The organism is Mycobacterium sp. NGS54 (genome assembly GCF_059812465.1).
This window is the reverse complement of record NZ_JCALCS010000008.1, coordinates 404,640-430,615: the sequence shown is the minus strand read 5'-3', so window position 1 is coordinate 430,615 and position 25,976 is coordinate 404,640. Positions and strand designations below refer to the sequence as shown.

The window sequence follows — 25,976 nt, the reverse complement described above, 5'->3', positions numbered from 1 at the left end:
GCTTGGAATCTTCGAGCCGAATGCAGCCCGGGCGCAACATTTCCTCATCGCACTCCGTTGCCGGGCTTCGAGTTCTGTGCCTAGAGCCGATCCTGGGTCTTCTCAACTCATCTCAGGCCGCTCTTGCTCGGGCGGCAAGCCCTCAGCGTGAGTTGGAATGGGTCTGTCGAGCGCCTCCAGGGCGGAAACCAGAATGTTTTTCCAGCATCCAATCGAAAGGGTGCTCCAATCGTCGTTCCACCCAGAAAATCCGTCTATGTAACCCTTCACTAGATTGTTTCCGATTATCTCGCACTGCCCGACAAGGTGTCTCTCATCCGGTCCGGCGACGGTAACCCAGAGCAGCGCCGCCTTCGGGTTATAACGGCGCATCAAGCTGATGAGAGGTAACACTTCGAACTCGTTCAGCGGAGCGAACTTTCTCAGGAGAACGAACACCTTTTCTCCATCTTCGAGATCTTCTCGGAAGAGTCGCACCAACATTTTCAATCTGGTCGATTCCTTGCGGCGCAAGGCCTCGACATTCGGATTCTGATCAGCCAGAACCAGCGTGTGATAAACCATATCAAGACTTCTGTACTGGCCGTGATATTCCCCGGTCGAGCATACGTAAATGCTCAATTTCTCTTCGTCGGTGAGTTCCGAGAACTCGCTGAGAAGACATTGAATCAATCCGCGAACCGGAATATTAGCGAATCTGAACAATCCTAGAGGCTCGGCCTCGCACTGCCTTTGTACCAATCCAAATTCACAGTCCTGTCCCATGCTTTGGAACGTGGAGGCGACCTTTTTCCAGTCGGGGACTAAGGCTTGTGCGCGCCAATCGCTCGACACAAATTGGCCGGTCTGTCCGCGCCAGCCCGTCAATTCATCGGCCTCTGTCGCCGGCAGCAAGACCGCTTCGTGCACCGCGATCGCCAGCTCGCCAGAATCTGGCGCGATTCCAAAGCCCTGGGGGTTCGCCGCATCCGGATGGACGAATAATATCTCTAGCTTCTCCGAGATCACCGCCTGCGCCGGGATACGAAAGCCGATCCAGCTAGACGTTACGAGCTTCACCTCGGCAACCGTCTCAGCCCCGCAAACGACAGTGCAGCGCTGACCGTCAAGCTGACCATTTGCAGCGTACGGCGTGACCCGCAACATAAGAATGGAGTCGGCAGTGTTGCTCTCCGGCGGCATCGGCAAGGCGAGCACGGTGAATCTGCCGGTCATCCAGCGGCAAGCAGGTTCTTGGAAGGACCAGCCCGGGCCAATTACCTCCCGGCTATGGCCGCTTTCTTCAAAGGAAATCCACTTCTTAAATTGCGTCTCCGCCTGCTGGCCGCCCGCGACACCAATCTGAGCATGTTGCGTCTGGGGAATGTCGACAGGCCGGGCTCGCAGCCAGATCGAGCCGCCTGGATTGTTGAGGAACAGCGGGTTGGTCTCGTGAACTAACGCACGTTGTCGGTGCGCGAACAAGCTGTTCCAGAATACTATCTCGAACGCCGAATTATACGTTAGGAAGGCCCGCAGAGCATAGATTTCGTTCCATGATTTATTGTTCCCGAATAGCCATTGCCGTGGATACTCGAACGGGTACGGAATGGCCTGAAAATGTACCAGCACGCCCTTGTTGAGGTTGGGCAGGATGGAAAACAGTGCGTAGTGCACATCGCTGGCGGTCTTGAGGACGTGGGTGGAGTCGATGAACAGAATGTCGTTCTCTTTGAGTGTGGAGAACACTGACACTGGCACATCCTGAATCGGCCCCTCGATGATATCGACCCGGAAATGGTCTTCTTCGCGAAGCCTGCTGCGCAGGCGAGCGGCGTCTGGATCGATGCACGTCATCGTGAAGTCGCCGAGACCGACATGGTCCGCAGCGTCGAGCATGCAGGCCGACGAGAACCCTGATCCGACCTCGATGACGTTCGTCGGCTTAAAATGAGCAATCATCGCGCGCAGCATCATCGCGTCGCCGTACGGATATAGATACATGCCGTTGTCGTAGTAGAAGCGGTTCTTGCCGTCGTCATGCTCGTTGAACGGCGTGTTCTTTATGAATTCTGCGTTTTCTATCCAGAACCGCACCATGGCGTCTTCATCGAAATGAATTCCCTTGATATCGCCAGGTTCCTGCAGGTACTGCTTCTCGACGTATTCGGCGATGGTCGAGGGATCCACGATGGGTGAATACTTCTGCCGAAGCTTGTACTCTTTCGCGTTGACGAAGGCAAAATAGACCTGCTCGGGTGGCAAGGCGGCGGTGGTGCTCACCCAGTGAGCGAACTCCTCCGGTGTGGGATCTCGCTTCAGGAGCGTGGTGTAGAGGCTGGCGATATATTCCTCGGCCGCAGCGGGGCTCATGCGCGGCATTGTTTGTGCGTCCGGAGCGGCGCGCGACCGGCTTTTGTAGTCCTCTGACGATACGAACTGTTCCACCAGGTCCGGCACCGTCAATCCCTCGCGCGCTCCCTCGCGCGCGTAAGAAGACCAGACCTTCAGTTCGATTTCCGTGGGCTTGTCACCCAACAGGTCTCGGTAAAGTCCGCGAACGGTTGCCTCGGCGTCGACAATCTCCTGGCCCCGCGCGTCTGATGCGCTCTTTCGCGGCAGTCGCTCGATCAGCTGGGCCAATCGCTCCGCCAGTTTCAGGTACACGACGCGGTGATAGTGGTTACCAAGCTCCTGTACCTGCTCATCATCGTCCACGAAGTCGCTGAAACAGACGGTCTCTGCATATGGGTACGCGCGCACGATGCTTCTGACCAATTCGTTGTAATGCGCCGTTCGCGGCTCGGGCCGAACGACGCCCTGCACGCGATGGCGATCATGGTCCAACAGCACGATGAGCTTGGCACCGACCGGAACGTGTTCCAGCAACGCCCATAGGGTCGCCGCCCTCCTCCCGTCGGACATCGGACGCGCAGTGCGATAATTTCGCCGCACGTGGCGAGCGACCTCGGTGAGATGGAGGCGTGTTTCCTCATCGCACCCTTCCTGCTCTTCCACGAGGCGCTCGAACGCCCCCTCCGGCAAAGTCGTCACGTCCCAGAGATTCGCCAGCTGGAATGTCAATTCCCACCCATGCTGCGCATGCTGGTAGTACGAATGGTGGTCCGAAAAACGGCCACCATCCAGCGCGCCGCTGAAGACGATCGCGGTTCCCGGTGGCGCGTCGGCGAAGTAGTCACCGGCAAGAACATCCGCTGGGACACCCAGGGCCTTTGCTTCGTCGGAAAATTCCGATTCCGTTCGCTCGAAGGCTGATACGGCGACGGCACAGCTGTTGAGAAGAATGAATTTGTTGTTGGCGACGAAGCTTCCTCGCACCTTCACTTCCTGGGCATATTGCTTCAGATAAAGTCCGATCGGGTACATCTCGCAACCGCCCCACAACCGTAGTTCCGGAGCGATCGCTGCGATCTCGGCCTCCCGATCGGAAAATAATTCGGAAGACGACACCAGGCGAACCCAATCCACCACATCCGGCCGGGACAGATCCGTGACCACCTCGCCGACTACCTCCAGCTTCGGTCGCTCGAGATAGTCGTAGACCCATCGCTCGACCAACATTCCCAAGATGCGGCACGAGAAGCAGAAATGAATAAGCTCCCTATGCGCTGACTCGTGCGCCTGCATATTGACTCTCATCATGAAGAAGCCAACGTCTCCGTAATCGCCGTACCTGTCGACCACCCGGATCAGGCCGGCCTGCACCTCCATGCGAGCGGTGTCCCGGCGCAGAATCGCGCGCGCCGCCTCAACATCCTCCGGCAGGCGGCGCTTCGTATAGTTCAACTGATTGGTCCGATTGATCAATTCGATCGCGCGATCGAGATTGGCAACATCCTCCAGATCGTGATCGAAGCACACGCGGATGTCCGAATCCCTGAGAAACTGGTGCCCGCCGCCGCCCGCTGACCGCTGAGCCTCACGTCGGGTTTCGAGCAACTTGTATTGCCTCAGCCTCGACAGTTCGCTGTCGTCCTTGCCGACGAAACGAGGATCAGCGAGCAGCTTCGGAATGAATTCCTCAGTCTCGACTTGCAGGTCCGGGATCAACGCCTTGGCTTCGGCGAGATTGTGAGGATTGTCGTCGATGAACATCACGGTGGCGGGCCTGAGCTGGACAGCCTCGATCAGCGCCGCCAACCTCGGGCCCTTCGGATCCCAGGAGATGTCGGGAAACACAAAGTAGTCGAGGATCTTGCGCTCCTCGAGGATTTTGACAACGCTCTGCTCGTCGTTCTTCGAGCAGATCGAGCTGAGGATTCCGCGCCGGGCGAGCTCAACGACGATCTCGTGATGCGCCTGCACGTACTCGCGGATGCCCCCTTCGACCAGCGTCCCGCGCCAGAACGTCTCGTCGAGGTCCCAAACGACCAGCCGTACCGGTTCCGCCATCAATATCCCCAAACCTGCTGACTAAGTACCGCTCTCCATTGCGGGTCACATGCCTCGAGCCAGATCCTAACTGGCGCGTCTTCGAGGAACTCGGGTTCAGACACATGAGAAAGCCGGGATCCTCTGCGGCGAGATAGGGGCGTGTCCGCGGTAAATGAGTCCGCTTTTGTTTTAGAGTCCTGTGGCCCCCGGGTGGGGGCCGGCCCTGCGCGAGTCCGCAGTCCCAAAGATTAGCCGGCGGGTGGAACGCATGCCGCAGTATGCGCGTTCGAATTTTGTTGCCCGAGAACACTTCCAGAGTCCGGGCGACTGCCTGGCTCGTGCGCAGCTGTGGTGTACCCAGACCGCGTAGATGCGGATTCATGCCACCACCCGCCTGCCCCAGCCGAGGTGTTTCCGCCGAGGCACTACCTGCGCTCAAGCTGGTGCGAGAGGAGGTTGTTTGACAACCCGGTCTGGACGCATCCGAAGGTGGCTCCCGACCGGCGCATGCAGATCGCCCAAACGAACTCGTGCCTCGGCGAGCACGTTGCCGCATACTTGGCACCGTGGCATCGCGGCGGGACACTTCCGAGGCGGCTCGAGCCCGTCAGGTCGACGGCCTGCTGACCCGGCGCCAGGTGATGCGACCATTAGCGCTCGTCGCGGCGACCGCGACCCCCACCGCACTCATCGCCGGCTGTTCCAGCGGGCCGAACAGGCGATGGCGGGGGGTAAACGTTCTGGACTACGGGGCCGATCCGACCGGCGTGAGCGATTCGACCAAGGCATTCACCAACGCTATCGCTGCGCTGCCGGCCGTCGGCGGTTCTTTGGATTTGCCGACGGGTGGAGGCTGGGTGTACGCACCGACTGGCCACTACAAGATCACCAGCACGCTGAATTTCACCCAGTTTCAAAACCTACGGGGCGATGGCAAGTCCCTCACCAGCCTCGTTTACGCCGGAACGGGGCCGTGCATTTCGGCCTCGCACGCCGGCCGCATGAGGGGCTTTCCGGCCCCTTGCCGTTTCGAGGGCTTCACCATTGATGGCACTGGTGCTGGTACTGGTGCCATCGGAATACAGATTGGCAACCTGTTTCATTCTCGCGGCCACGATCTCGAAATACAGAACTTCCTCGCTACCGGCGCCATTGGCGTGTTATTCAAGAACTATGGCAGCAGTCCCGTGGCCGATAGAATGCGTTGGAATATAGACCTGATCGAGAACGCCAATCACGTGGTGTTCGACGGCAACTGCGGGGTGGGTGAAGGTTCGTTTAGCTACGCGGAGTACGAGTTCTCCATCGTAGCCAACGAGAATCAAAAGATCCTGACGCTACAAAACAATGCAGTGGTCCGCAGCAGCAGAATGTCCATCGTCGGGGGCGTCGCCACGACCAGCAACAATAATTCCGGCTGGGTGATTGGCATGGACGTCGGTGCCCCATCGAACCAAAGCACGCTCAGAGACTGCGAATTCCTCATCTCCGTCGAAGCGGATGCCGACGTGGGCCTTCGTACCCACCAGTCGATACGCATGGAAAGTAACAATCTCGGCGAACTCTCCGGCACAGGCGTGCTGAATTTCATCCCCGCCTTCACTGCCGGGGTTCCATACCCTTTCCAGCCTGCGTCGATAGCTGCCGGCTCCATACTTGCGGTGTCTGGCCGTATCTCCGAATCAGTGCTGGGCATGATGAGTTTCGAAGATTGTGCTAATTTCCAGGGTGGCACTCAACGGAAAGCATATGTCGTCGGGGCTGCTAACATTTCTTCCCGTTTCACCATTGTCCCGCAGAACGGAGATGTGCAGGAGTTCATTCTGCCGAATACCAATGTCACCATAGCCGGTTTTCACGGCGCGCCCTACGTGACGTCGCGCAGTATGGAAATCCTTTTCCACCAGCCTGCATCAGGTGCCGCCTGTTCGGTCACTTGGCCGTCAAATGTCAAGTGGGCCAACGGGAAAAACACCCTGTCCACCGTCAATGGCGCTATCGACAAGGTGCGACTGGACTACTTCCCCCACAAGGACATCTGGTTCGCCGAACTTCTGACGAGCTAGTCACAAGCCAGATCGACCAACGTTGATCTCGTGTAGCCAAAGTGGCGTCTTTCCTGGTCGCTCCTTCGGATTAGTTTGCGCAGATGATGTGTGCTGCTTTGATCGTTGAAGCCGGTCGCCTACCTCGATGTGGGTTTTCACCATTGCCGGTGTCAGCGGAGGCGGTTCTGGGTTTCCACTTCCGGGGCGAGCTGGTCGCAGGCTGCGACCTCGGTGCTCGGGGGCGTGCTGGTGCGGATTTGTGCACTAGCCGGCGTCCCGTGGGGTGCCTGGGAGGCCTAAATGCACCGTGAAGACGTCGTCGGGGGCAACGGCGGTGCGGGTCGTGTGGTCGTCGCGGCGCGGTTCACGCCCGATTGAGCATCCGGGTTCAGCCCGTGACGAGGCCGGAGTCGCGGCCTTGAAGGCCGCCGCCGTTCGGTGAACCGCCGTCGGCCGGTGTTCGCCAAACCCGCTTTCCGGCAAGCGCTTTCGACCGCATGCGCTGCCCGCGCGCAACCGGGGCCGGCCAGTCTGGTGCTCTATGACGTGCCTTGCACTTCGAAACCGATACCGGTGACGGGCTCCGCAAACCGGATTCTCCCAGGAAAGACGGCTGGACCCGCAGATCACTCTAGGGGTTGTTGGCAGATGCTGGCGGGTTTCCCTTGGCGGTCGCGGCCTTTGAACGCGACAAGCCGAGACTGCGATTAGCCAAGGCTCGACTATGCATCGGCCGATCGGAGGCGATAATCTCCACACCATGAGCATCGACAGAGACAAAGTCGACATCATAGATCAGGCCTTCTCATCTTTTGGTGTCCAGTCGTTCGCGGATCTTGGCGCCGTTTGGCCACCGGACGGTGCGTATACATTCTATGCGCTGGACAAGTACTCGCCGCAGCACGCCGTTTTGGTCGATACGGACATAACCCCGACTGTTATCGACCGCGCAAAGAAATATCCCCAGCTTCGCGTAATCAATGGAAACTTCTGCAGCCAAGCCGTTGTTGACGAAGCCGGTGGAGTCGATGCAATCTTTCTGTTTGATGTGTTGCTGCACCAAGTGGCACCCGATTGGGACACTCTCCTGGAGATGTACGCAAAGAATGTGCGCATCTTCGCGATCTACAATCGGCAATGGATAGGTTCGGACACCACAATCAGGCTGCCGGATCTAGGCGAAACGGAATATTTCCGCACCGTCCCTGCCAACCCGAAGGAAGAACCATACAAAAATCTCTTTAAAAAGCTCGATCAGAAGCATCCACATGCCGACAGGCCGTGGCGCGACGTGCATTCCATTTGGCAGTGGGGCATCACCGACGATGATCTCGAGTCAACCGCCGCCCGGCTCGGGTTCAAGCTGCGGTACAAGAAGTGGTGTGGCAATCTGGGTGAGCATTTCGAGAATCAGGCGTTTATTTTTTCCCGTTGATAGCGACTCCCCGACACTTCCGCGGGTGGGGATGTTGACTTGGACCGGGGTGACTACGAGCCACAGGCACAGTGCAGCTATTTGGTTTCATTCATCGCCTCCTCGCATTCGCGCTCGGCAAGTTGACGGGCCAATTGCTCCAGCGCACGGCTGCGGTCCTGAGTGCCGTCGCCGCCGGACGCGGCAGGTTCGCTGTGGCTCAGAATTGCATCCACTACCGTCTTGACAACGTCGACCGTCACCGTACGGCGGTCATCAGCGAAATGGTTTTCGGCCCCGGGGCCGGTGACGATTTCATAGGCGGGAAAATAGAGCACATCCGGCCGTGCGGCGACCGCCTCCCCGGCGGCGGCCCGCAGCACGGACTTGCTGTACACCGTTGCGGTATAGACGTGTTGGGCGGTGGCGGTCGCCACCAGCGGCACTGGCGATACCGTTAACACGATCTTCAGTCCCGCCTGGATGGCCCGCATCCGGTCGATGAAGCCCAGGATGTCGGCGAGGACCTCGCCGACGGTGAAGTTGACGAACCGGTGTCTTTCGGGAGCGAACGTGCCGGCGATTGTCCCGGGGCACGACGGAAAGACCGCGCCGTCGAGGGTCGAGACCCAGCTTTCCGTCAGCCCCAGGGTGAAGATGAAAACGTTGCATTCACCGATCGCAGCCAGCACCCGATCCAGATGGGAGCGGGTCAGGAGATCGAATTCCTCCGCTGATTCGGCCGGATAGGGCAACCCTGGCCGGAACGGATCGATGACGGCGTCCGGCGTCGCCCAGCGATCTTCGCGCGGGTGGAAGCGCCCCTCGGCCCGGTCGATGAGCTGAAGCCATTGCCTTGCCGTGTAGATGTTTCCGTAGGCTGCCGAATAAAGTTCGTAGCCAAACCGGTCGCTCGCCTGGGCCGTCTCAGTCCGCACGTAGCGATAGCCCGCTGCTTCCAGATGCGGGACGATGTTAGCGGCGAAGCAGCTTCCCGCTGACATAACCCGACTGTCGGCCCGCAGGATCGGTTCATCGGCTGTTATCAGATCCACCGGCGACCAGTTGCGTGCGACGGAGCGTGACCAAAAGGCTTGGTCTGGTTGGTCGTTGTAGGGGTGCTGCGCCATGTGTTCGTCCTATTTGAAGGCCCGTACTACGGTCTCGTAAATCAGGTTGCCATAGGCTTGGTTTGCATGGCTCACATCCGATGCCCAAAACTCACGCTTCAGGAAGCCGTCGGGGTCCTGAACTTCCTTAGGGACAGGAATGAACATCACCCCCCGGATGCGGGCTTCTTCGGCCAGCATGTCCTGCAGCAGATACCAAAGCTTAAGTCGCACATAGGGATCGGTGATGGGAATCGTCTCCACGGACTGTCCAAGCAGCGCCGCCTTACTGACGAAGAATTCTTCAGTCTTCAATAAGGCGCGCAGCGCCTCATTGTCGCCCTTCGGCGGCGGTGTGCCGATAAGCGCGATACGATTCAACCCGCCGGTCGCCAGCCGCTTCAAAGTCGAGTCGAGATCATTGAAACTGAGCTGCTGGAAGCGGTGTCGGATGGCGGCCCTCGACATGATCTGCGCCGACGGGTTCATTATGCGCACATGCGCCGAAAGGAAGTCGAACGGCGTTTCCGCCTCGAAGAAATAGCAAACATTGTGCTCGTTACCGCCCCAGATGATGCCGACATCCGCGCCCATTCCAAGATCGGCGAGGGTATCCCAGTAGGTCATGTCCCGCGGCCACGTGCCGCCCGCCAAAAAAGCCGTGCCGTCCCCGCGCGGGCCGGCGATAACCTCCAACGGCCCGGAAAAAATCTGTCCTCCGACGATGGCAGCGAGATGGGAATCCCCTGCGAGAATGAGGCGGGATGCAGAGGACTTCAGGCCAGAGAGGTCATCATTCATTACTCGATGCAGGCTCCCGACGTCTGTAAGGGCAAGGACAGCATACGTGAACCGCTCCGAGATGTCCGGCGACTCCCTTTGTCCGCCATCGCGGCTGGGCGGTTCGCCTCGAGGGCGTTGATCGTGCCCATGACAGAACTATGTGGCCGAGGTCGAACATCACGTCGATCCTCATCAACTGGCGCGGGAACGGTTCGACACCGGGCAAGGCAAGGACGCCGTGACCCAGAAGTGTCTGGCCGGCCATGTTGGGGCGACAGCGTGTTGTACGTGAGGATCGCGCAGGAGCGGGCGGGGTGGTGCAGCTGTTTTCCGATTCAACGCCCAGCTGATCGTCAACGGGAACCATAGGGCACAGCGGCAGGGGAACAAGGCGGGGATCGGGTTCACCCCGCTAGACAACGGGTTCGCCAACCGGGGCCAAGTCGCTGGGTTCCAGGCGATCTGCGGGCGAGAGCTTCAGGGTGCACACATCGAGGCGCTGCCGACGGACGTCGGCGAAGTGCTCAGCGATCTCGCCGGTCGTTAATCCCTCGGCGAAGTTGATGCCCAGCATTGACCCGTGGTCACCGTCTTCGACGTCGAACTATTACGAGAATTCCCGTTCCCGCGCCCCGGCCGGATCCCCCGACTCATAGCCGATTTTGGGTCATCTCGGCTGCAACGAACGCTCTAACGCCGCCTTGGTCAACCAATTTAACAAGTGGTCCGCACCGTCGATCGGCGTCGCCGACTTCATCGCGTCGTTGATCAACGAACTCAGCGCCTCAGTCGAAAACGTGTCCGCCGCTTGGCGAGTCGCCGGTTTCTCCTACTTGACAACGCTAGGGCCTCGGTCCGAAAACCAGTCTTTTCGTCCGTGCAACGGCGGTCCGACGATGGACCACCCCGAACTGACCCAGATGGAATCACACCGTTCGCTTGCGGGCAGAACCGGCGGTAACCGATAATCGCCACGATGGGGGCCCGCCCCGTGATACAGCTCCCGGCTGACCACGGATCCGGATCCTCGATCAAGACTCAACCGGAAGGGCCAACCTCCGCTATGAACGAGGATCTGAAAACAGCAGTCGTCGCTCGCCGTTTCGAGGCGTATCCAGAACCTATACAAGACCTCGAGGCATGGACGGATAGCAATTGGGAGTGGTTCGACCCCGCCCACGCTCACTCGACTTTGTGGCCCGACCGCGACTACAAGCCCGACCTCGATATTTTGATCGCTGGCTGCGGTACCAATCAGGCCGCGGTTTTCGCATACAACAACCGTTCCGCGAAGGTGGTGGCGGTCGATATCAGTCAGCCGTCGCTGGACCATGCGCAATATCTGAAAGACAAGTATGAGCTGCGGAACTTGGAGTTGCATCGGCTTCCGATAGAAGAGTTGCCAACGCTCAAGCGCAACTTCGACCTCATCGTGTCAACCGGCGTCTTGCATCTCTTGCCAGACCCAGCAGCGGGCATGAAGGCCCTGAGGGCTTGTCTGCGGCGAGATGGCGCTCTGGGCGTGATGCTTTACGCGAAGGCCGGCCGAATCGGCGTCGAAATGCTGCAATCGGCCTTCCGTGACTTGGGCATGGGTCCGGACGACGCGTCGGTCCAAATGGTCAAAGAAGTGATCTCGGCGCTCCCGCTAGAACACCCCGTCCACCGTTACTTCAAGATGGCGCCGGTTTCCGCCCAGTCCGACGCCGCCCTGGCAGATACCTTCCTGCATGGCCCCGAGCGCAGTTACAGCGTCGATGACTGCATCGACCTCGTGACGTCAGCTGGGTTGGCATTCCAGGGATGGTTCATCAAGGCGCCCTACTACCCGCATGATTGGTTCAGACCCGGGACTTCGCTCCATCAGGCGGTGAGCGCGTTGCCCGAGGCTAAGCTCTGGTCGGTAGTAGAGCGTCTTCACGTGATGAACGGCGCCCATTTCTTCATGGCATGCCGTTCCGACCGGCCGAAGAAGAGCTACGAAATCAGTTTCTCCACTCCCGAGAGCCTCGGATACGTTCCGCGGATGCGGATGCGCTGCGGTATCGAGGGGGACGAGATTTTTCGGCCGAATTGGCGCACGAAGGTCACGCCGTCTCATATGCGTTTCCTACAGCACGTCAATGGCCGGCTCACGATTCGTCAGATCGCTGATCGGGTCGCCAAGGGCGGGGAGTCGCTCGGCGCCAGCAAACGTGACCTGGAGGAGTTCGGTCGCAGGCTGTTCGAGTCGCTGTGGCGCCTCGACTTCGTGGCGGTGACGCTGAAGGAAGATCCGGCGGATTAGGCAGGGCGGCGGCGTGGTGTGAACACTCTGGCGACGAAGCCGCCGCCACCGAATCGCACTGCCACCCCAATGTAATTCACTCAAATTGCGCATGACCGCCGGTCATCGCGTGCGGTCACACGGCGAATTTCCGATCGCAGATCTACGGTGCACACCCTACGATGTGGCCTCTGAACTCGCGCCTGGAAAATACCCCATGGGGTATGGTATATCTAGTTGGGGAGCGTCCCATCGGGGTGTTCGAGTCAGATGACCCCCGGTCCGGGGTCGAAGGGCCCTATCGGGCGTCCCCGTGTGGTGGTGACACTGCGTTCGAAGGACCTGGTCACGAGCGAAAGGAAGCGGCGGTGTTGGCCTTTCTCAAGAAGGCATGGGTGCCCCTCGTCGTCGTGGTGGCGGTTGCCCTGGGCGGTATCGCCGTCGACCGGCTTCGCGGCGTTTTCGGTTCCGACGCCATCTTTACCGCAACCGGCAGCAGCGCCGAACCACTTGAGCCGTCGCACCTCAAGCGGGTGACCTACGAGGTCTACGGGCCGAGCGACACCGCGGGAAGCGTCAGCTACCTCGACACCAAGGCCCAGCCGGAACAGGCGAACTTCACCAGCCTGCCCTGGACCATCACCATCACGACGACGGTGCCGGCCGTGATCGCCAGCGTGGTCGCACAGGGCAACAGCGACAACCTCGGGTGCCGCATCACGGTCAACGGTGAGATCAAGGACCAAAGTTCCGCCGCCGGCCATCACGCACAAACGTCTTGTTTGGTGAAGGCCGCATGAACACCGACAACGACGCCCGTCCGAGGTACATGCGGTTCGTCCGCACGTTTGCGTGGCCCATCATCATCGGCTGGCTCCTGCTGACCGTCGCCCTGAATGTGCTTGTGCCGCCGATCGAGTCGGTCGCCCGCAAGCATGCGGTTACCATGTCGCCCCAAGACGCGCCCGCGATGATCGCGGCCAAGCGCATCGGCGCGACCTTCCACGAGTCGGACTCCGACAGCATCGCGATGATCGTCCTCGAGGGCGATCAGCAACTCGGCGACGCGGCGCACCGCTACTACGACGGCTTGGTCCAGAAGCTGCAGGCCGATCCGAAGCACGTGCAGCACGTGCAGAACGTGTGGGGAGACCCGCTGACCGCCGCCGGTGTCCAGAGCCGCGACGGCAAAGCGGCTTACGTCCAACTCAATCTGGCCGGCAACCAGGGCAGCACGCTGGGCAACCAGTCCGTGGACGCGGTGCGGAAGATCGTCGACAAGTCGGAGCCGCCCAAGGGGCTCAAGGTCTACGTCACGGGCCCGGCGCCGCTGACGACGGACATGAACGAAGCCGCCGACAAGAGCATGTTCAAAATGATGGGCGTCACGGGCGTGGTCATCATGATCATGCTGTTCATCGCCTATCGCTCGATCAGCACGGTGCTGCTGGTGCTCGTTATGGTCGGTTTCGAGATGGGCACGGCCAGAGGGCTTGTCGCGCTCCTCGGCAACAACGAACTGCTGGGATTTTCCACGTTCGTGGTCGCCATGTTGTCGTCCCTGGCCATCGCGGCGGGAACCGACTACGCGATCTTTCTCATCGGTCGGTACCAGGAGGCCCGCCAGGCGGGTCAGGATCGAGAAACGGCCTGGTACACGATGTTCCGTGGTACCTCCCACATCATCATGGGCTCGGGGCTTACCATCGCCGGGGCCACCTTCTGCCTCCACCTGGCGCGGCTGTCGTATTTCAAGGCGCTGGGCATCCCGTCCGCCCTGGGGCTGCTCGTCGTCGTCGCGGGGGCGATGACCGCGGCGCCGGCCGTTGTCGCGGTGGCCACCCGGTTCGGTTTGCTCGACCCGAGGCGAATGATCAAGACGCGCGGGTGGCGGCGCATCGGCACGGCCACCGTGCGCTGGCCGGGTCCGGTGTTCGCGGCCTCGCTGGCCATCGCGATCGTCGGCATCCTCGTCATGCCCAGCATGAAGATCAGCTTCAACGACCGCTACTACACACCCGCCAGCGTGCCGTCCAATGTCGGATACGCGGCCGCTGAGCGCCATTTCAGCGCCGCGACAATGAATCCCGACATCCTCATGATCGAGAGCGATCACGACATGCGCAACAGCGGCGACATGATCATTCTCGACCGGCTCGCAAAGGACATCTTTCGATCGCCGGGAATCGCGATGGTGCAGAGCATCACCCGGCCGCTGGGCGGGCCGATCGAGCACACGTCGATACCGTTCCAAATCAGCGCCCAAGCGATCCCGATCCAGCAGAACCTTCAATTTATGAAGGACCGCACGGCCGACATGCTCAAGATGAGCGACAATCTGGGCGCCATGATCGGCTCGATGGAGCGGATGCAGGGCCTGCTGGGTCAGATGAGCAGCGCGACTCATCGCATGGTCGGCGATATGGGCGACATGCAAACCACGCTGAACGAGATGCGGGACCACTTGGCGGACTTCGACGACTTCGCGAGGCCGTTCCGCAGCTATTTGTATTGGGAACCACATTGTTTCGACATCCCGGTCTGCTGGGCATCGAGGTCGGTGTTCGAGGCGATCGACGGCGTGGACAAGTTCAGCGCGAACATGAGCACGTTGATCAAGGACATGAACAACGTCGACGCGATCATGCCCCAGATGATGGCCCAGTTCCCGCCGATGATCGCCGTCGCGAAGTCCATGCAGGGCACCCTGCTCACGATGCACAGCAGCTTCTCGGGTCTGGTGACGCAGATGGCCCAGATGACCGATACGGCGAGCGCGATGGGTCAGGCCTTCGACGCCTCCAGGAGTGGTGACTACTTCTACCTGCCGCCGGAAGCCTTCCAGAATGCCGACTTTCAGCGTGGTCTGAAACTCTTCCTCTCACCGGACGGCAAGGCCGCGCGCTTCATCATCACCCACGACGCGGACCCGGCGACCCCGGCGGGCATTGCCGCGGTCAAGCCCGCGCTGAATGCCGCGCATCAAGCGGTGAAGGGAACGACCCTCACCGGCGCCAAGTTCTACCTCACGGGGACGGCGGCGATATACCGCGACATCCAGGCCGGCTCACAATACGACCTGCTGATCGTCGGACTTGCCGCCCTGACACTGATTTTCGCGGTCATGGTGATCATCACACGAGCGCTGGTCGCGTCCCTGGTGATCGTCGGGACGGTGCTGTTGTCACTGGGCGCCGCGTTCGGGCTGTCGGTGCTGGTGTGGCAACACCTCTTCGGTCTGGAATTGAACTGGATCGCGCCGGTGTTCGGCTTGATCATCCTGCTGGCCGTGGGATCCGACTACAACCTGCTGTTGGTGTCGCGGTTCCAGGAGGAAATCGGGGCGGGGCTGCGGACCGGCATCATCCGCTCGATGGGGGAGACCGGCGGCGTCGTCACCGCGGCCGGGCTGGTGTTCGCCTTCACCATGATGTCTATGGTTGCCAGTGACCTGCGCTCGATTGGCCAGGCCGGGAGCACGATTGGACTCGGCCTGCTGTTCGACACCCTGGTCGTGCGCTCCTTGATGACGCCGTCGATCGCGGCGCTGCTCGGACGCTGGTTCTGGTGGCCGATACGGGTGCGGCCGCGCCCGGCCAGCTCCATGCTCCGGCCCTTCGGGCCGCGTCGCCTGGTCCGCTCTCTGCTGCTCGGGGAGGAGGCCGACACCGCCAGGATCAACACGCCGGCGGGTGATGGCCAGACGGGTGCGCGACCACACGACGGAAACGCGCCGACCTATTCCGGAGTCGCGGGCCGGCCGTAACCGGCCACCGAATCCGCGCCCTCACCCCGGGTAACGACGAGGGGTGAATACACGGTCACCGAAATCGTCTGAGTGCCACTGGGTTTGCGAGGAGCCGACGATCAGCAGGCAGCGCATGTCGACGTCTGCGGGGTCGAGATCGGCCAGTCGCACCACGCGTACGTCTTCGTCGGGGCCGGACACGTTGCGGCCGATCACCACCGGCGTGCCGGGTTCGCGGTGGGCCATCAGCACGTCGCGCATCGCGCCGACCTGCCAGGTCCGCGCCTTGGACGCCGGGTTGTAGATGGCCAGCACCAGGTCGGCGGCCGCGGCGGCGGCCAAGCGCTCGGAAATCACGTCCCAGGGTTTGAGCCGGTCGGACAACGAGATCACCGCGTAGTCATGGCCCAGCGGAGCGCCGACCCGGCTGGCGACGGCCTGGGCCGCCGTCATCGCCGGAATGACCCGGATCCGCACTCCCGGCCACTGTTTGGCCTCTTCCAGCACCGCGGTCGCCATCGCGAACACGCCGGGATCGCCCGACGACACCACGGCGACGGCGTGCCCCTGCTCGGCCAGCGCGCAGGCCAGCCTCGCCCGCGCCGGTTCGTCGGTGTTGTCGCTGGGGTGGCGCCGCTGGCCGTCGCGGACCGGGACGCGGTCCAAATAGCCGGCATAGCCGATCAGATCGGTCGCGGCGGCCAGCTCCCGTCGGCTCTGCGGCGTCATCCAGTCGACGTCGCCGGGCCCCAGGCCGACTACCGCGACCGTGCCCGAAAGCGTTTCGCGACGGCGGCCGCCGGGCAGCATGGCCAGCGAAAAGTAGGGTACGCCGGCCTCGTCGACGTCCGCGGCGGGCAAGATCCGCTGCCCAGACGTGCTGGCCCGCTCGACGTAGAACGCGTCGTCGAGCTGCCCAGACGCCGAAAGCGCCTCCCGCACAGCGTGATACGAACGGCCAAGCTTGAGCACCACCGCGGCGTCGGCGTCGGCGAGGCGGCGCGTCAGCTCTGCCACCGGCAGGGTGCCGGGCAGCACCGACAGCACCTCGTCGCCGGCCACCAGCGGGGTCGCGATGGCCGCCGAGGCGGCGCTCACCGACGTCACGCCCGGCACGATGACGGCGTCGAACCGCTGCGTCAGCCGGGTGTGCAAATGCATGTACGAGCTGTAGAACAGCGGGTCGCCCTCGGCGAGCAGCGCGACATCGCGACCGGCATCCAGGTGCGCGGCGATGCGCCGCGTCGAATCCGCATAGAAGTCTTCGATCGCACCGGCGTAGCCGCCCGGATGGTCGGTCGCCTCGGTGGTCACCGGGTAGACGAGGTGCTCCTCGATCTGGCCGGGCCGGAGATACGGTTCGGCGATCCCGCGGGCGATGCTGCGGCCGTGCCGGGCGCTGTGGTAGGCCACCACGTCGGCCTCGCCGATCACCCGGGCGGCCTTCACCGTCACCAACTCCGGATCGCCGGGCCCCAACCCCACCCCCCAGAGGGTGCCGCGCGCGCTCATTCGGCGTCGCTCGCGATCGCGTTGACGGCGGCGGCGGCCATCGCGCTGCCGCCACGACGGCCCCGCACCACCAGGTAGGACATGCCGCGCGGACGCTCGATGAGCTCCTGCTTGGATTGCGCGGACCCGACGAATCCGACCGGGCCGCCGAGCACGGCGGCCGGCGGGGAGGCCCCCTCGTCGATCAGCTCCAGCAGCCGGAACAGGGCGGTCGGCGCGTTGCCGATCGCCAGCACCGCGCCGGCCAGCCGGCCCGCCCACAGCTCCACGCCGGCCGCCGAGCGGGTGGTCTGCCGGCGCGCGGCCAGTTCGGGCGCGCGGGGATCGGCGACGAGCGATGCGACCTCGTTGCCCGCGGGGAGCCGCGCGGCGGTGATCCCGGCGGCCACCATCGACGAGTCGCACAGCACCGGTGCGCCGCGGCGCAGCGCGGCGCCCGCGCGCGCGACCACGTCGTCGGTGTAGGCGACGTGCTCGGCGACGTCGACCTGACCGCAGGTGTGGATCAACCGGACCACGACGCGTGCCACGTCGTCGGGGAACCTTGTCAGGTCGGCCTCGGCGCGGATGGCCGCGAACGACTGGCGATAGATCTCGGCCGCGTCGCGGATGTAGTCGAGCACCCGCTCACCTTAGGCGCTGGTCGCGCAGCAGCCGATAACCCTGTCCGCTGGCGAGCAGGACCTGCCCGAAGGGCTGGCTGCCGCACGCACGCTCGCAGCCGACGAAGTGACGGTGCACCCCGGCATCGGCGTCCCGCGCGTCCAACGACATCGCCGCGTCGGCTCGCACGTCGGCGGCCGAATGCTGGCAGCCGGGGCTCCCGGTGCAGGAGCTGACGCTCAGCCAGGGCGAGTGCTCGTCGAAAACCAGGCCCAACGGCGCCAGCACGCGCAGCGCGACGTCGGCCACCTCTTCATCGAGATCGCACACCAGCACCGATCGCCACGGCGTGACCACCAGCGGGGCCTCGATGGCGGCCAGGTATTCCGCGACCCTGGCGGGCAGCACGCCCAACGGCACCGCGGCGCCCAGCGCCACCCGGCCGTCGTCCTGGCCGACCCAGCCCACCGGCGGCCTGGCCACGGGCGGGAAAGCCGCGCCGAGTTCGGCCCCGGGCCACAGCTCCGCAATGTCGGCCAATTCGCTGACGCGCCAAGCCTTCCCGCGTACCTCGAGGAACCGCACCGCGAGCGTGACCAGTGACTGCGCCACGTCGGCGACGGCCAGCCGGACGCCGGTGTCACGCCCCGCCAACACCAGCGCGACGCCGTCGTCCAAGGCGTGCACGCCGACGTCGGCGCCCAACCCGGACACGTCGGCGCGGCCGTCGTCGAGACCGAACCAGAATCGGCCCCCCAGCTCCGCGAGCCTGGGTTCGGCGCAAATCGCCGCGTCCAGCTCGCTCACCCACCCACTGACGTCGGCGAGGCCACCCACGCGGCCCGACAGCGGCGACGCGACGATGTTGCGGACCCGCTCATGGGTCGGCGACGGCAGCAGCCCGGCTTGGGTGAGCGCCTCGGCGGCCGCGGCCACGTCGGTGATCGCGCGCAGCTGAACGTTGCCCCGGGCGGTCAGCTCGAGGGTTCCCGAGCCGCGCTCACCCGCGACGGCGGCCAGCGTCGCCAGCTGGGCGGCGCTGATCCGGCCGCCGGGCAAGCGCACCCGCACCAGCGCGCCGTCGGCGGCCTGATGCACCTGCAGCGCGCCCGGGCAGGCGTCGGTGTCGCGCGCTCGGACCATCCGCCTACGGTACGACTCCGCGTCTCCGTTTCGCGCAGGTTCGGCGCGGGCCTGGTGTGGGCACTCTGTTGCCCGTGAGGACGGTGGAGTACGCGCCGGGACGCCTGGCCGACGTCTTCGGCGATTCGGCGCAACCCGCGGTCCTGCTGTGGCACGGCATGCAGACCGACGCCCGCGCCGCCGTGCGGCCGCTGGCCGGCATGCTCGCCGAGCGCGGCGCCGCGGTGGTGGCGCCGGATTGGAACTCCCACGGCGACGACGGCGGGCGGGCGGATCTGCTGCGGTCGCTCGAATTCACGCGGGAGCGCGCGCATGGTGCCCTGGTGCTCGTCGGGTGGTCCCTGGGGGGCTGCGCCGCCGCGGGCGTGACGGTTGGGGGCTTCGACGTCGCCCTCGCGCACACGGTGTGCCTGGCGGGTGCCTTCATGGTCCCGGACCCGATCTCCGGCCGGACGCCGACCGAGATGTTGTCGGCCGACGGCGCCCGGTCGCCGTTCACGCTGCTGCACGGGCTCGCCGACGACGCGGTTCCGGTCTCGGCGAGCAGGACGTTCGCCGCCAACCTGCACCGGGCCGGTTGGCCGGTGGAGCTGGTGGAGCTGGCGGCCGATCACGGGTCGATCGCGGGCGCCGACTACGACCCGGTCGCGGATCGCTACGTGCCGGCGACGGGCGGACCGGCTCTCGAGGTGGCCGGCGAGGTCGCCGCGCGCATCGCGGCGACGCTGCGGTACGAATGACGGGTGGCTGAGCCGAGGATCCTGCTGCTGTCGACGTCCGACACGGACCTGATCAGCGCGCGGTCCAGCGGGAAGAACTATCGGTGGGCCAACCCGTCGCGGCTGTCCGACACAGAGTTGCCGGACCTGCTGAACGACGCCGCGATCGTCGTGGTCCGGATCCTCGGTGGCTATCGCGCCTGGCAGGACGGCATCGACGCCGTGCTCGCCAGCGGCGTCCCGACAGTGCTCGTCAGCGGCGAGCAGGCCGCCGACGCCGAGCTGACCGGCCTGTCCACGCTGGCTGCCGGCATCGCGGTGCAGGCCCACATCTACCTGGCGCACGGCGGCGTGGAGAACCTGCGCCAGCTGCACGCCTTCCTCTCCGACACGGTGCTGATGACCGGCTTCGGCTTCGCCCCGCCGGTGGTGACGCCGACCTGGGGCGAGCTGCCGCGGCCGGCCGCCGCCGACAACGACGGCCCCACCATCGCGGTGCTCTACTACCGCGCGCAGCAGCTGGCCGGCAACACCGCTTACGTCGAATCGCTGTGCCGGGCCATCGAAGACGCGGGCGGGCGAGCGCTTCCCGTCTACTGCGCCTCGCTGCGCACCGCCGAACCCGAACTGCTGCAACGGCTCGGCGACGCCGACGCCATGGTGGTTACCGTGCTGGCCGCCGGGGGCCTCAAGCCCGCCACGGTGTCCGCCGGCGGTGACGATGACAGCTGGAACGTCGAACACCTGGCCGCGCTGGACATCCCGATCCTGCAGGGCTTGTGCCTGACCAGCCCCCGCGACCAATGGCGCGACAACGACGACGGCCTGAGCCCCCTCGACGTGGCCACCCAGGTCGCGGTGCCCGAGTTCGACGGCCGCATCATCACGGTCCCGTTCTCGTTCAAGGAGATCGACGACGACGGGCTGATCTCCTATGTCGCCGATCCCGAACGCTGCGCGCGGGTCGCTGGCCTGGCCATCCGGCACGCGCGGCTGCGCCACGTCCCGGTGGCCGATAAGCGGGTGGCGCTGGTGTTTTCGGCCTACCCGACCAAGCACGCCCGCATCGGCAACGCGGTCGGGCTGGATACGCCGGCCAGCGCGGTCGCCCTGCTGCGCGCGATGCGCGAACGCGGGTATCGGGTGGGCGATCTGCCCGGCGTCGAGGCCGACGACGGCGATGCCCTGATCCACGCGCTGATCGAACGCGGGGGACAAGACGCCGACTGGCTCACCGAAGGGCAGCTGGCCGGCAACCCGATTCGGGTGTCCGCCAACGACTATCGCGATTGGTTCGCGACCCTGCCCGCCGACCTCGCCGACGCCGTCGTCGAGCACTGGGGCCCGCCGCCCGGCGACCTCTTCGTCGACCGCACGGCAGACCCCGACGGCGAAATCGTCATCGCCGCAATGCAAGCGGGCAACCTCGTCCTGATGGTCCAGCCGCCCCGCGGGTTCGGGGAGAACCCGGTCGCCATCTATCACGACCCGGACCTGCCGCCGAGCCATCACTACCTGGCCGCCTACCGCTGGCTGGACACCGGTTTCAAAGCCGACGCGGTGGTGCATCTCGGCAAGCACGGCAACCTGGAATGGCTGCCGGGCAAGACCCTTGGCATGTCGGCGGCCTGCGGATCCGATGCCGCGCTGGGCAACCTGCCGCTGATCTACCCGTTCCTCGTCAACGACCCCGGCGAGGGCACCCAGGCCAAACGGCGGGCGCACGCCGTCCTCGTCGACCATCTCATCCCGCCGATGGCTCGCGCCGAAACCTACGGCGACATCGCGCGTTTGGAGCAGCTGCTCGACGAGCACGCCAACGTCGCGGCGCTGGATCCCGGCAAGCTGCCCGCCATCCGCCAGCAGATCTGGACGCTGATCCGGGCCGCCAAGATGGACCACGACCTGGGGCTGACCGAACGGCCCGCCGAGGACGCGTTCGACGACATGATCCTGCACGTCGACGGGTGGCTCTGCGAGATCAAGGACGTCCAGATCCGCGACGGGCTGCACGTCCTGGGCCAACGGCCCACCGGCGAGGCCGAACTCGACCTGGTGCTGGCCATCCTGCGCGCACGCCAGCTGTTCGGCGGCGAGCACGCCATCCCAGGCCTGCGCCAGGCGCTGGGCTTGGCCGAGGACGGCACCGACGATCGCGTAGCGGTCGACCAAACCGAGGCTGCGGCACGCGAATTGGTGGCGGCGTTGCAGGCCGGCGGCTGGGACCCCGACGCTGCCGAAACGCTGACCGATAACGCCGACGTCGCGGCGGTGCTGCGGTTCGCGGCCACCGAGGTGGTGCCCCGGCTGGCGGGCACGTCGTCCGAAATCGACCAGGTGCTCAGGGCGTTGGACGGCCGGTTCATTTCCTCCGGCCCGTCCGGATCGCCGCTGCGCGGCCTCGTCAACGTGCTCCCCACCGGGCGCAACTTCTACTCCGTCGACCCGAAAGCGGTGCCGTCCCGGCTGGCGTGGGAAGCCGGTGTGGCGCTGGCGGATTCGCTGTTGACCCGGTACCGGTCCGACCACGGGCAGTGGCCGCAATCGGTCGGGCTGTCGGTGTGGGGAACCTCGGCGATGCGCACCGCCGGCGACGACATCGGCGAAGTCCTCGCGCTGTTGGGCGTTCGACCGGTCTGGGACGATGCGTCGCGCCGCGTCGTCGGCCTGACGCCGATTCCGCTGGCCGAGCTGGGCCGGCCCCGCATCGACGTGACGGTGCGGATCTCCGGGTTCTTCCGGGATGCCTTCCCGCACGTCGTGACCATGCTCGACGACGCGGTCCGGTTGGTCGCCGACCTCGACGAGCCGGCCGACGACAACTACGTGCGCGCCCACGCCCGCGCCGACCTGGCCCAGCACGGCGACGAGCGCCGTTCCACCACAAGGATTTTCGGATCCAAACCGGGAACTTACGGCGCCGGGCTGCTGCAGCTGATCGACAGCCGCAACTGGCGCGACGACGCCGATCTTGCGCAGGTGTACACGGCCTGGGGCGGGTTCGCCTACGGGCGCGGTCTGGACGGACGCCCCGCGACCGACGACATGAAGCGCCAGTACCGGCGCATCGCGGTGGCCGCCAAGAACACCGACACCCGCGAGCACGACATCGCCGACTCCGACGACTACTTCCAGTACCACGGCGGCATGGTCGCCACGGTGCGCGCGCTGACCGGGCAGGCGCCCGCCGCCTACATCGGCGACAACACCCGGCCCGACGCGATCCGCACTCGGACCCTGTCGGAGGAGACCACCCGGGTCTTTCGCGCCCGCGTGGTCAACCCACGCTGGATGGCGGCGATGCGCCGGCACGGCTACAAGGGCGCGTTCGAGATGGCGGCGACCGTGGACTACCTGTTCGGCTACGACGCCACCGCGGGCGTGATGGCCGACTGGATGTACGAGCAACTGACCGAGCGCTACGTGCTGGACCCCGAGAACCGCAAGTTCATGGCCGAATCCAACCCGTGGGCGCTGCACGGCATGGCCGAACGCCTGCTGGAGGCCGCCGGCCGCGGCATGTGGGCGGAACCGCAGCCGGACACCGTCGACGGGCTGCGCCAGGCGCTACTCGAAACCGAGGGCGACCTGGAGGGCTAACAGCCTGCGCGAGCGTGCGGCTGGCCGCACACTCGGCACCCAACGTGCGGCTGGCCGCACACTCGGCACGAGCGGGTCTACGGGCGTAGGTTGACACCGTGACCCCGACCTTTGCCGACCTCGCCAAGGCGCAATACCTCCTGTTGACCACCTTCACCAAGGACGGGCGGCCCAAGCCGGTGCCGATCTGGGCCGCGGCCGACGGCGACCGGCTGCTGGTCATCACCCAGGAAAAGTCGTGGAAGGTCAAGCGGATCCGCAACACCCCGCGCGTCACGCTGGCCACCTGCACCATGCAGGGCCGGCCGACCAGCGAGGCGGTCGAGGGCACCGCGGCGATCCTCGACAAGTCGCAGACCGCCGCCGTCTACGACGCCATCGGCGGCCGGTACGGCATTGTCGGCAAGGTCTTCAACTTCTTCAGCAAGCTGCGCGGCGGCATGGACAACAACGTCGGCCTCGAGCTGAAAGTGGCGCCAGGCTAAGGCCAATGGGGACAGTCCTCATCCCGATCCCGGACCGCGACTTCGACCCGACCGAGGTCGCCGTCAGCTGGCGGGTCCTGACGCACAACGGGCACCGGGTGGTGTTCGCCACCGAAAGCGGCGGACCCGGCATCGCCGACGACATCATGGTGACCGGCCGCGGGTTGGACATCTGGTCCGCGCTGCCGCTGCTGGGCAGCGTCCCGGTCCTCGGGCTGATGCTGCGGGCCAACAAGGACGGCCGCCAGGCGTATCGGGACATGCTGCGCTCGGCGGAATTTCAGCATCCGGTCAGCTGGTCGCAGGCGAGCCTCGACGGCATCGACGCGCTGCTGCTGCCCGGCGGCCATCGCGCCCGGGGAATGCGCAGTTACGTCGACAGCGACATCCTGCAGCGGCTCGTCGTGGACGCCTTCGGCCGAGGGTTGCTCGTGGGCGCGATCTGTCACGGCGTGCTGCTCGCCGCGCGCAGCGTTGATCCCGCCACCGGTCGCTCGGTGCTCTACGGGCGCAAGACCACGGCGCTGACATGGGCGATGGAAGGCCTGGCCTGGCGGCTCACCCGGATGACCCGATTATGGGATCGCGATTACTACCGAACCTATACCGAGCAGCCCGGACAGCCCACCGGCTACATGTCCGTGCAGTCGGAAGTCACTCGCGCCCTTAAGGATCCGACGGATTTCCAAGACGTCGGCAGCGACACGCCGCACCGGTTGCTGAAGTCGTCGGGGATGGTGCGCGACACCGCCACCGATTCGCGGCCCGCGTTCGTCGTCGACGACGGCAGCTACGTGTCGGCGCGCTGGCCCGGCGACACGCACACGTTCGCGACGGTCGTGTCACGGAAGCTGAAGTGATACAACGGGTTTCAGCCCGCCTTCAGGTGCTCGCCGAAGAAGGAGAAGACGCGGTTCCACGCGTCGTCGGTGGCGGCCTCGTCGTAGCCGAAACCGGTGATGCGAAGCAGCGGCTGGGCGGGAAGGGTGTTCGCGAAGCTGTGCCCGACGCCGGGGTAGACCTTGGTGTCCGTGGTGATCTGCTTGGCCTCGGTCACGGCTCGGAATTTCTCGGGCGCGCCCCGGCCCAGCGGGTCACGGCCGCCGAAGCTCGCCACGATCGGGCACGCCCCGTCCAGGGTCTTGTCGAGGTTGCGCGGCAGGGGAGTCCCGTAGAACGGCGCCGAAGCGCCAAAACCCTTGGGCGACATGACGAGCGCAAAGTGGCCGCCCATGCAGAACCCCGCGATGCCGACCTGCCCGGAACACTCCGGCATGGCCTTGAGGTGATCGCGCGTCGCCAGAATGTCGTCGAGGGCGCGCCCCCGCTGCGTCTGCATCTCGCGCATGACCCGGGTGATGCAGCGGACCCGGCCGCCGCGGGCGTACATGTTCGGCGTGAGCGCCACGTACCCGCCCCGCGCGATGCGCTCGTTGGTCGCCTGCTTGTCCCGCCCGTAGCCGAACGCGTCGTGGATCACCACCACGCCGGGCCACGGGCCCTGACCGTCGGGAACGTTCAACAGCGCGTCAATCGATCCGTCCGGGGTGTCGATCTGAATCGTTGCCATAGCGTCATCTAACTGCAGCCGTGTCGGGCGACACCAGGGGAACTCCATGGTGGCCCGCGGACGTTGGCCTCACATGATGTCGCGGCTGTTCCTCATCTACGCCGTCGTCGAGCTCGCGGCGGTCATCGCGCTGGTCTCGTCGGTCGGGTGGGGCTGGACGCTGCTGGCGCTGCTGGCCACATTCGTGATCGGGTGGGTCGTGCTGGCGCCGATGGCCGGTTCGCAGCTCATCCGGCAGATCGGGCAATTGCGCTCCGGGCTGGCCGAGCCGCGCAACGCGGCGGGCGACGGGGCGCTGGTCACCTTGGCCATCGCGCTGGTCCTCGTCCCGGGCCTGGTCACCACGGCTTTGGGGCTGTTGCTGCTGGTCCCCCCGATACGAAGGGTCGCCGGCGCAGGACTGATGCGCGCCTTTCGGCGGCGGGTGCCGCTGATCGCCGAGGCGACGCTTTTCGGGGCCGAAACCGACGGCCGTGACTACATCGACGGCGAGGTCGTGGACGTGCGGGACTTCCGGGCGCCCGCCCTGCCCAGCGAGATGCGGGGCGGATATCCCGGAAACCCCGCCTGGGATTGATCTGAAGGCCGCCACACGTAGTTTT

Annotated in this window: 18 protein-coding genes and 1 pseudogene; 11 read left to right on the top strand and 8 right to left on the bottom strand. The window is 64.7% G+C overall.

Translation table 11 applies throughout. The features are described from left to right. Nucleotides 1–102 precede the first annotated feature (102 nt). A complete protein-coding gene (locus tag AC5Y5E_RS26645) occupies nucleotides 103–4,392 on the bottom strand; it encodes an HAD-IIIC family phosphatase (RefSeq protein ID WP_499906356.1) in 4,290 nt (1,429 codons plus the stop codon). A gap of 548 nt (nucleotides 4,393–4,940) precedes the next feature. Between AC5Y5E_RS26645 and AC5Y5E_RS26640 the strand changes: the two genes are divergently transcribed. From AC5Y5E_RS26640 to AC5Y5E_RS26630, 3 genes and pseudogenes are all read left to right on the top strand, one after another. Further along, on the top strand, nucleotides 4,941–6,440 hold the full coding sequence (locus AC5Y5E_RS26640; RefSeq protein WP_499906354.1) for a glycosyl hydrolase family 28-related protein: 1,500 nt from the start codon (nucleotides 4,941–4,943) through the stop codon (nucleotides 6,438–6,440). A gap of 265 nt (nucleotides 6,441–6,705) precedes the next feature. After that, nucleotides 6,706–7,117 (top strand): annotated as a pseudogene (locus AC5Y5E_RS26635) (hypothetical protein); the annotation flags it as partial. Nucleotides 7,118–7,182: 65 nt separating this feature from the next. Next, nucleotides 7,183–7,857, top strand: coding sequence for a class I SAM-dependent methyltransferase (locus tag AC5Y5E_RS26630; RefSeq protein ID WP_499906352.1), 675 nt, complete (start codon nucleotides 7,183–7,185; stop codon nucleotides 7,855–7,857). A 77-nt stretch (nucleotides 7,858–7,934) separates the two neighbouring features. Here AC5Y5E_RS26630 and AC5Y5E_RS26625 read toward each other — a convergent pair whose 3' ends face one another. From AC5Y5E_RS26625 to AC5Y5E_RS26615, 3 genes are all read right to left on the bottom strand, one after another. Beyond that, the gene (locus tag AC5Y5E_RS26625; RefSeq protein WP_499906350.1) at nucleotides 7,935–8,966 is read right to left on the bottom strand and encodes a GSCFA domain-containing protein; all 1,032 of its coding nucleotides are present in this window, start codon (nucleotides 8,964–8,966) and stop codon (nucleotides 7,935–7,937) included. A gap of 9 nt (nucleotides 8,967–8,975) precedes the next feature. Next, complete coding sequence (locus tag AC5Y5E_RS26620) at nucleotides 8,976–9,746, bottom strand: hypothetical protein (RefSeq protein ID WP_499906348.1); 771 nt, start codon at nucleotides 9,744–9,746, stop codon at nucleotides 8,976–8,978. Between the two features lie 394 nt (nucleotides 9,747–10,140). Next, on the bottom strand, nucleotides 10,141–10,302 hold the full coding sequence (locus AC5Y5E_RS26615; protein ID WP_499906346.1) for a hypothetical protein: 162 nt from the start codon (nucleotides 10,300–10,302) through the stop codon (nucleotides 10,141–10,143). Nucleotides 10,303–10,791: 489 nt separating this feature from the next. On the opposite strand from AC5Y5E_RS26615, the gene AC5Y5E_RS26610 reads away from it, so the two are divergent. The 3 genes from AC5Y5E_RS26610 (at nucleotide 10,792) to AC5Y5E_RS26600 (ending at nucleotide 15,760) form a co-directional block, all read left to right on the top strand. After that, nucleotides 10,792–12,015 carry a class I SAM-dependent methyltransferase gene (locus AC5Y5E_RS26610; RefSeq protein ID WP_499906344.1) on the top strand — a complete coding sequence of 408 codons (1,224 nt, stop codon included), beginning with the start codon at nucleotides 10,792–10,794 and terminating at the stop codon, nucleotides 12,013–12,015. A gap of 347 nt (nucleotides 12,016–12,362) precedes the next feature. Next, nucleotides 12,363–12,794, top strand: coding sequence for an MmpS family transport accessory protein (locus AC5Y5E_RS26605; protein WP_499906342.1), 432 nt, complete (start codon nucleotides 12,363–12,365; stop codon nucleotides 12,792–12,794). Next, nucleotides 12,791–15,760, top strand: coding sequence for an MMPL/RND family transporter (locus tag AC5Y5E_RS26600; RefSeq protein ID WP_499906340.1), 2,970 nt, complete (start codon nucleotides 12,791–12,793; stop codon nucleotides 15,758–15,760). Before AC5Y5E_RS26605 ends, AC5Y5E_RS26600 begins: the two co-directional genes overlap by 4 nt. Before the next feature lie 21 nt (nucleotides 15,761–15,781). On the opposite strand, the gene AC5Y5E_RS26595 is transcribed toward AC5Y5E_RS26600, so the two are convergent. Genes AC5Y5E_RS26595 through cobG form a run of 3 tightly spaced genes read right to left on the bottom strand, consistent with a single transcriptional unit; the run spans nucleotide 15,782 to nucleotide 19,000 of the window. After that, on the bottom strand, nucleotides 15,782–17,254 hold the full coding sequence (locus AC5Y5E_RS26595; protein WP_499906339.1) for a precorrin-2 C(20)-methyltransferase: 1,473 nt from the start codon (nucleotides 17,252–17,254) through the stop codon (nucleotides 15,782–15,784). Further along, nucleotides 17,251–17,877 (bottom strand): precorrin-8X methylmutase, encoded by a 627-nt coding sequence (locus AC5Y5E_RS26590; RefSeq protein WP_499906337.1) that lies wholly within the window; start codon nucleotides 17,875–17,877, stop codon nucleotides 17,251–17,253. The genes AC5Y5E_RS26595 and AC5Y5E_RS26590 overlap by 4 nt, the downstream gene beginning before the upstream one ends. A gap of 4 nt (nucleotides 17,878–17,881) precedes the next feature. Next, nucleotides 17,882–19,000, bottom strand: a complete 1,119-nt coding sequence (cobG, locus tag AC5Y5E_RS26585; protein WP_499906335.1) for a precorrin-3B synthase — start codon at nucleotides 18,998–19,000, stop codon at nucleotides 17,882–17,884. 74 nt (nucleotides 19,001–19,074) lie between these two features. Between cobG and AC5Y5E_RS26580 the strand changes: the two genes are divergently transcribed. The 4 genes from AC5Y5E_RS26580 (at nucleotide 19,075) to AC5Y5E_RS26565 (ending at nucleotide 24,664) form a co-directional block, all read left to right on the top strand. Beyond that, the gene (locus AC5Y5E_RS26580) at nucleotides 19,075–19,740 is read left to right on the top strand and encodes an alpha/beta hydrolase family protein (protein ID WP_499906333.1); all 666 of its coding nucleotides are present in this window, start codon (nucleotides 19,075–19,077) and stop codon (nucleotides 19,738–19,740) included. A 3-nt stretch (nucleotides 19,741–19,743) separates the two neighbouring features. Continuing rightward, entirely contained in the window at nucleotides 19,744–23,319 is a 3,576-nt protein-coding gene (gene cobN / locus AC5Y5E_RS26575; protein ID WP_499906332.1) for a cobaltochelatase subunit CobN, read from the top strand. A 98-nt stretch (nucleotides 23,320–23,417) separates the two neighbouring features. Then, nucleotides 23,418–23,804: a PPOX class F420-dependent oxidoreductase gene (locus AC5Y5E_RS26570; protein WP_499906330.1), complete on the top strand. Its 387-nt coding sequence runs from the start codon at nucleotides 23,418–23,420 to the stop codon at nucleotides 23,802–23,804. A gap of 5 nt (nucleotides 23,805–23,809) precedes the next feature. Further along, entirely contained in the window at nucleotides 23,810–24,664 is an 855-nt protein-coding gene (locus tag AC5Y5E_RS26565; RefSeq protein ID WP_499906328.1) for a type 1 glutamine amidotransferase domain-containing protein, read from the top strand. Between the two features lie 11 nt (nucleotides 24,665–24,675). On the opposite strand, the gene AC5Y5E_RS26560 is transcribed toward AC5Y5E_RS26565, so the two are convergent. After that, the gene (locus tag AC5Y5E_RS26560) at nucleotides 24,676–25,374 is read right to left on the bottom strand and encodes a dienelactone hydrolase family protein (protein WP_499906326.1); all 699 of its coding nucleotides are present in this window, start codon (nucleotides 25,372–25,374) and stop codon (nucleotides 24,676–24,678) included. 73 nt (nucleotides 25,375–25,447) lie between these two features. Between AC5Y5E_RS26560 and AC5Y5E_RS26555 the strand changes: the two genes are divergently transcribed. Beyond that, complete coding sequence (locus AC5Y5E_RS26555) at nucleotides 25,448–25,951, top strand: FxsA family protein (RefSeq protein ID WP_499906324.1); 504 nt, start codon at nucleotides 25,448–25,450, stop codon at nucleotides 25,949–25,951. Nucleotides 25,952–25,976 lie beyond the last annotated feature (25 nt).

Excerpts from the sequence above, each read along its gene's own strand:
- AC5Y5E_RS26630 (WP_499906352.1), top strand. The coding sequence starts at position 7,183 with ATGAGCATCGACAGAGACAAAGTCGACATCATAGATCAGGCCTTCTCA.
- AC5Y5E_RS26595 (WP_499906339.1), bottom strand. The coding sequence starts at position 17,254 with ATGAGCGCGCGCGGCACCCTCTGGGGGGTGGGGTTGGGGCCCGGCGAT.
- AC5Y5E_RS26555 (WP_499906324.1), top strand. The coding sequence starts at position 25,448 with ATGATGTCGCGGCTGTTCCTCATCTACGCCGTCGTCGAGCTCGCGGCG.
- AC5Y5E_RS26620 (WP_499906348.1), bottom strand. The coding sequence starts at position 9,746 with ATGAATGATGACCTCTCTGGCCTGAAGTCCTCTGCATCCCGCCTCATT.
- AC5Y5E_RS26600 (WP_499906340.1), top strand. The coding sequence starts at position 12,791 with ATGAACACCGACAACGACGCCCGTCCGAGGTACATGCGGTTCGTCCGC.
- AC5Y5E_RS26610 (WP_499906344.1), top strand. The coding sequence starts at position 10,792 with ATGAACGAGGATCTGAAAACAGCAGTCGTCGCTCGCCGTTTCGAGGCG.
- AC5Y5E_RS26645 (WP_499906356.1), bottom strand. The coding sequence starts at position 4,392 with ATGGCGGAACCGGTACGGCTGGTCGTTTGGGACCTCGACGAGACGTTC.
- AC5Y5E_RS26560 (WP_499906326.1), bottom strand. The coding sequence starts at position 25,374 with ATGGCAACGATTCAGATCGACACCCCGGACGGATCGATTGACGCGCTG.
- AC5Y5E_RS26615 (WP_499906346.1), bottom strand. The coding sequence starts at position 10,302 with ATGCTGGGCATCAACTTCGCCGAGGGATTAACGACCGGCGAGATCGCT.
- cobG (WP_499906335.1), bottom strand. The coding sequence starts at position 19,000 with ATGGTCCGAGCGCGCGACACCGACGCCTGCCCGGGCGCGCTGCAGGTG.
- AC5Y5E_RS26565 (WP_499906328.1), top strand. The coding sequence starts at position 23,810 with ATGGGGACAGTCCTCATCCCGATCCCGGACCGCGACTTCGACCCGACC.
- AC5Y5E_RS26625 (WP_499906350.1), bottom strand. The coding sequence starts at position 8,966 with ATGGCGCAGCACCCCTACAACGACCAACCAGACCAAGCCTTTTGGTCA.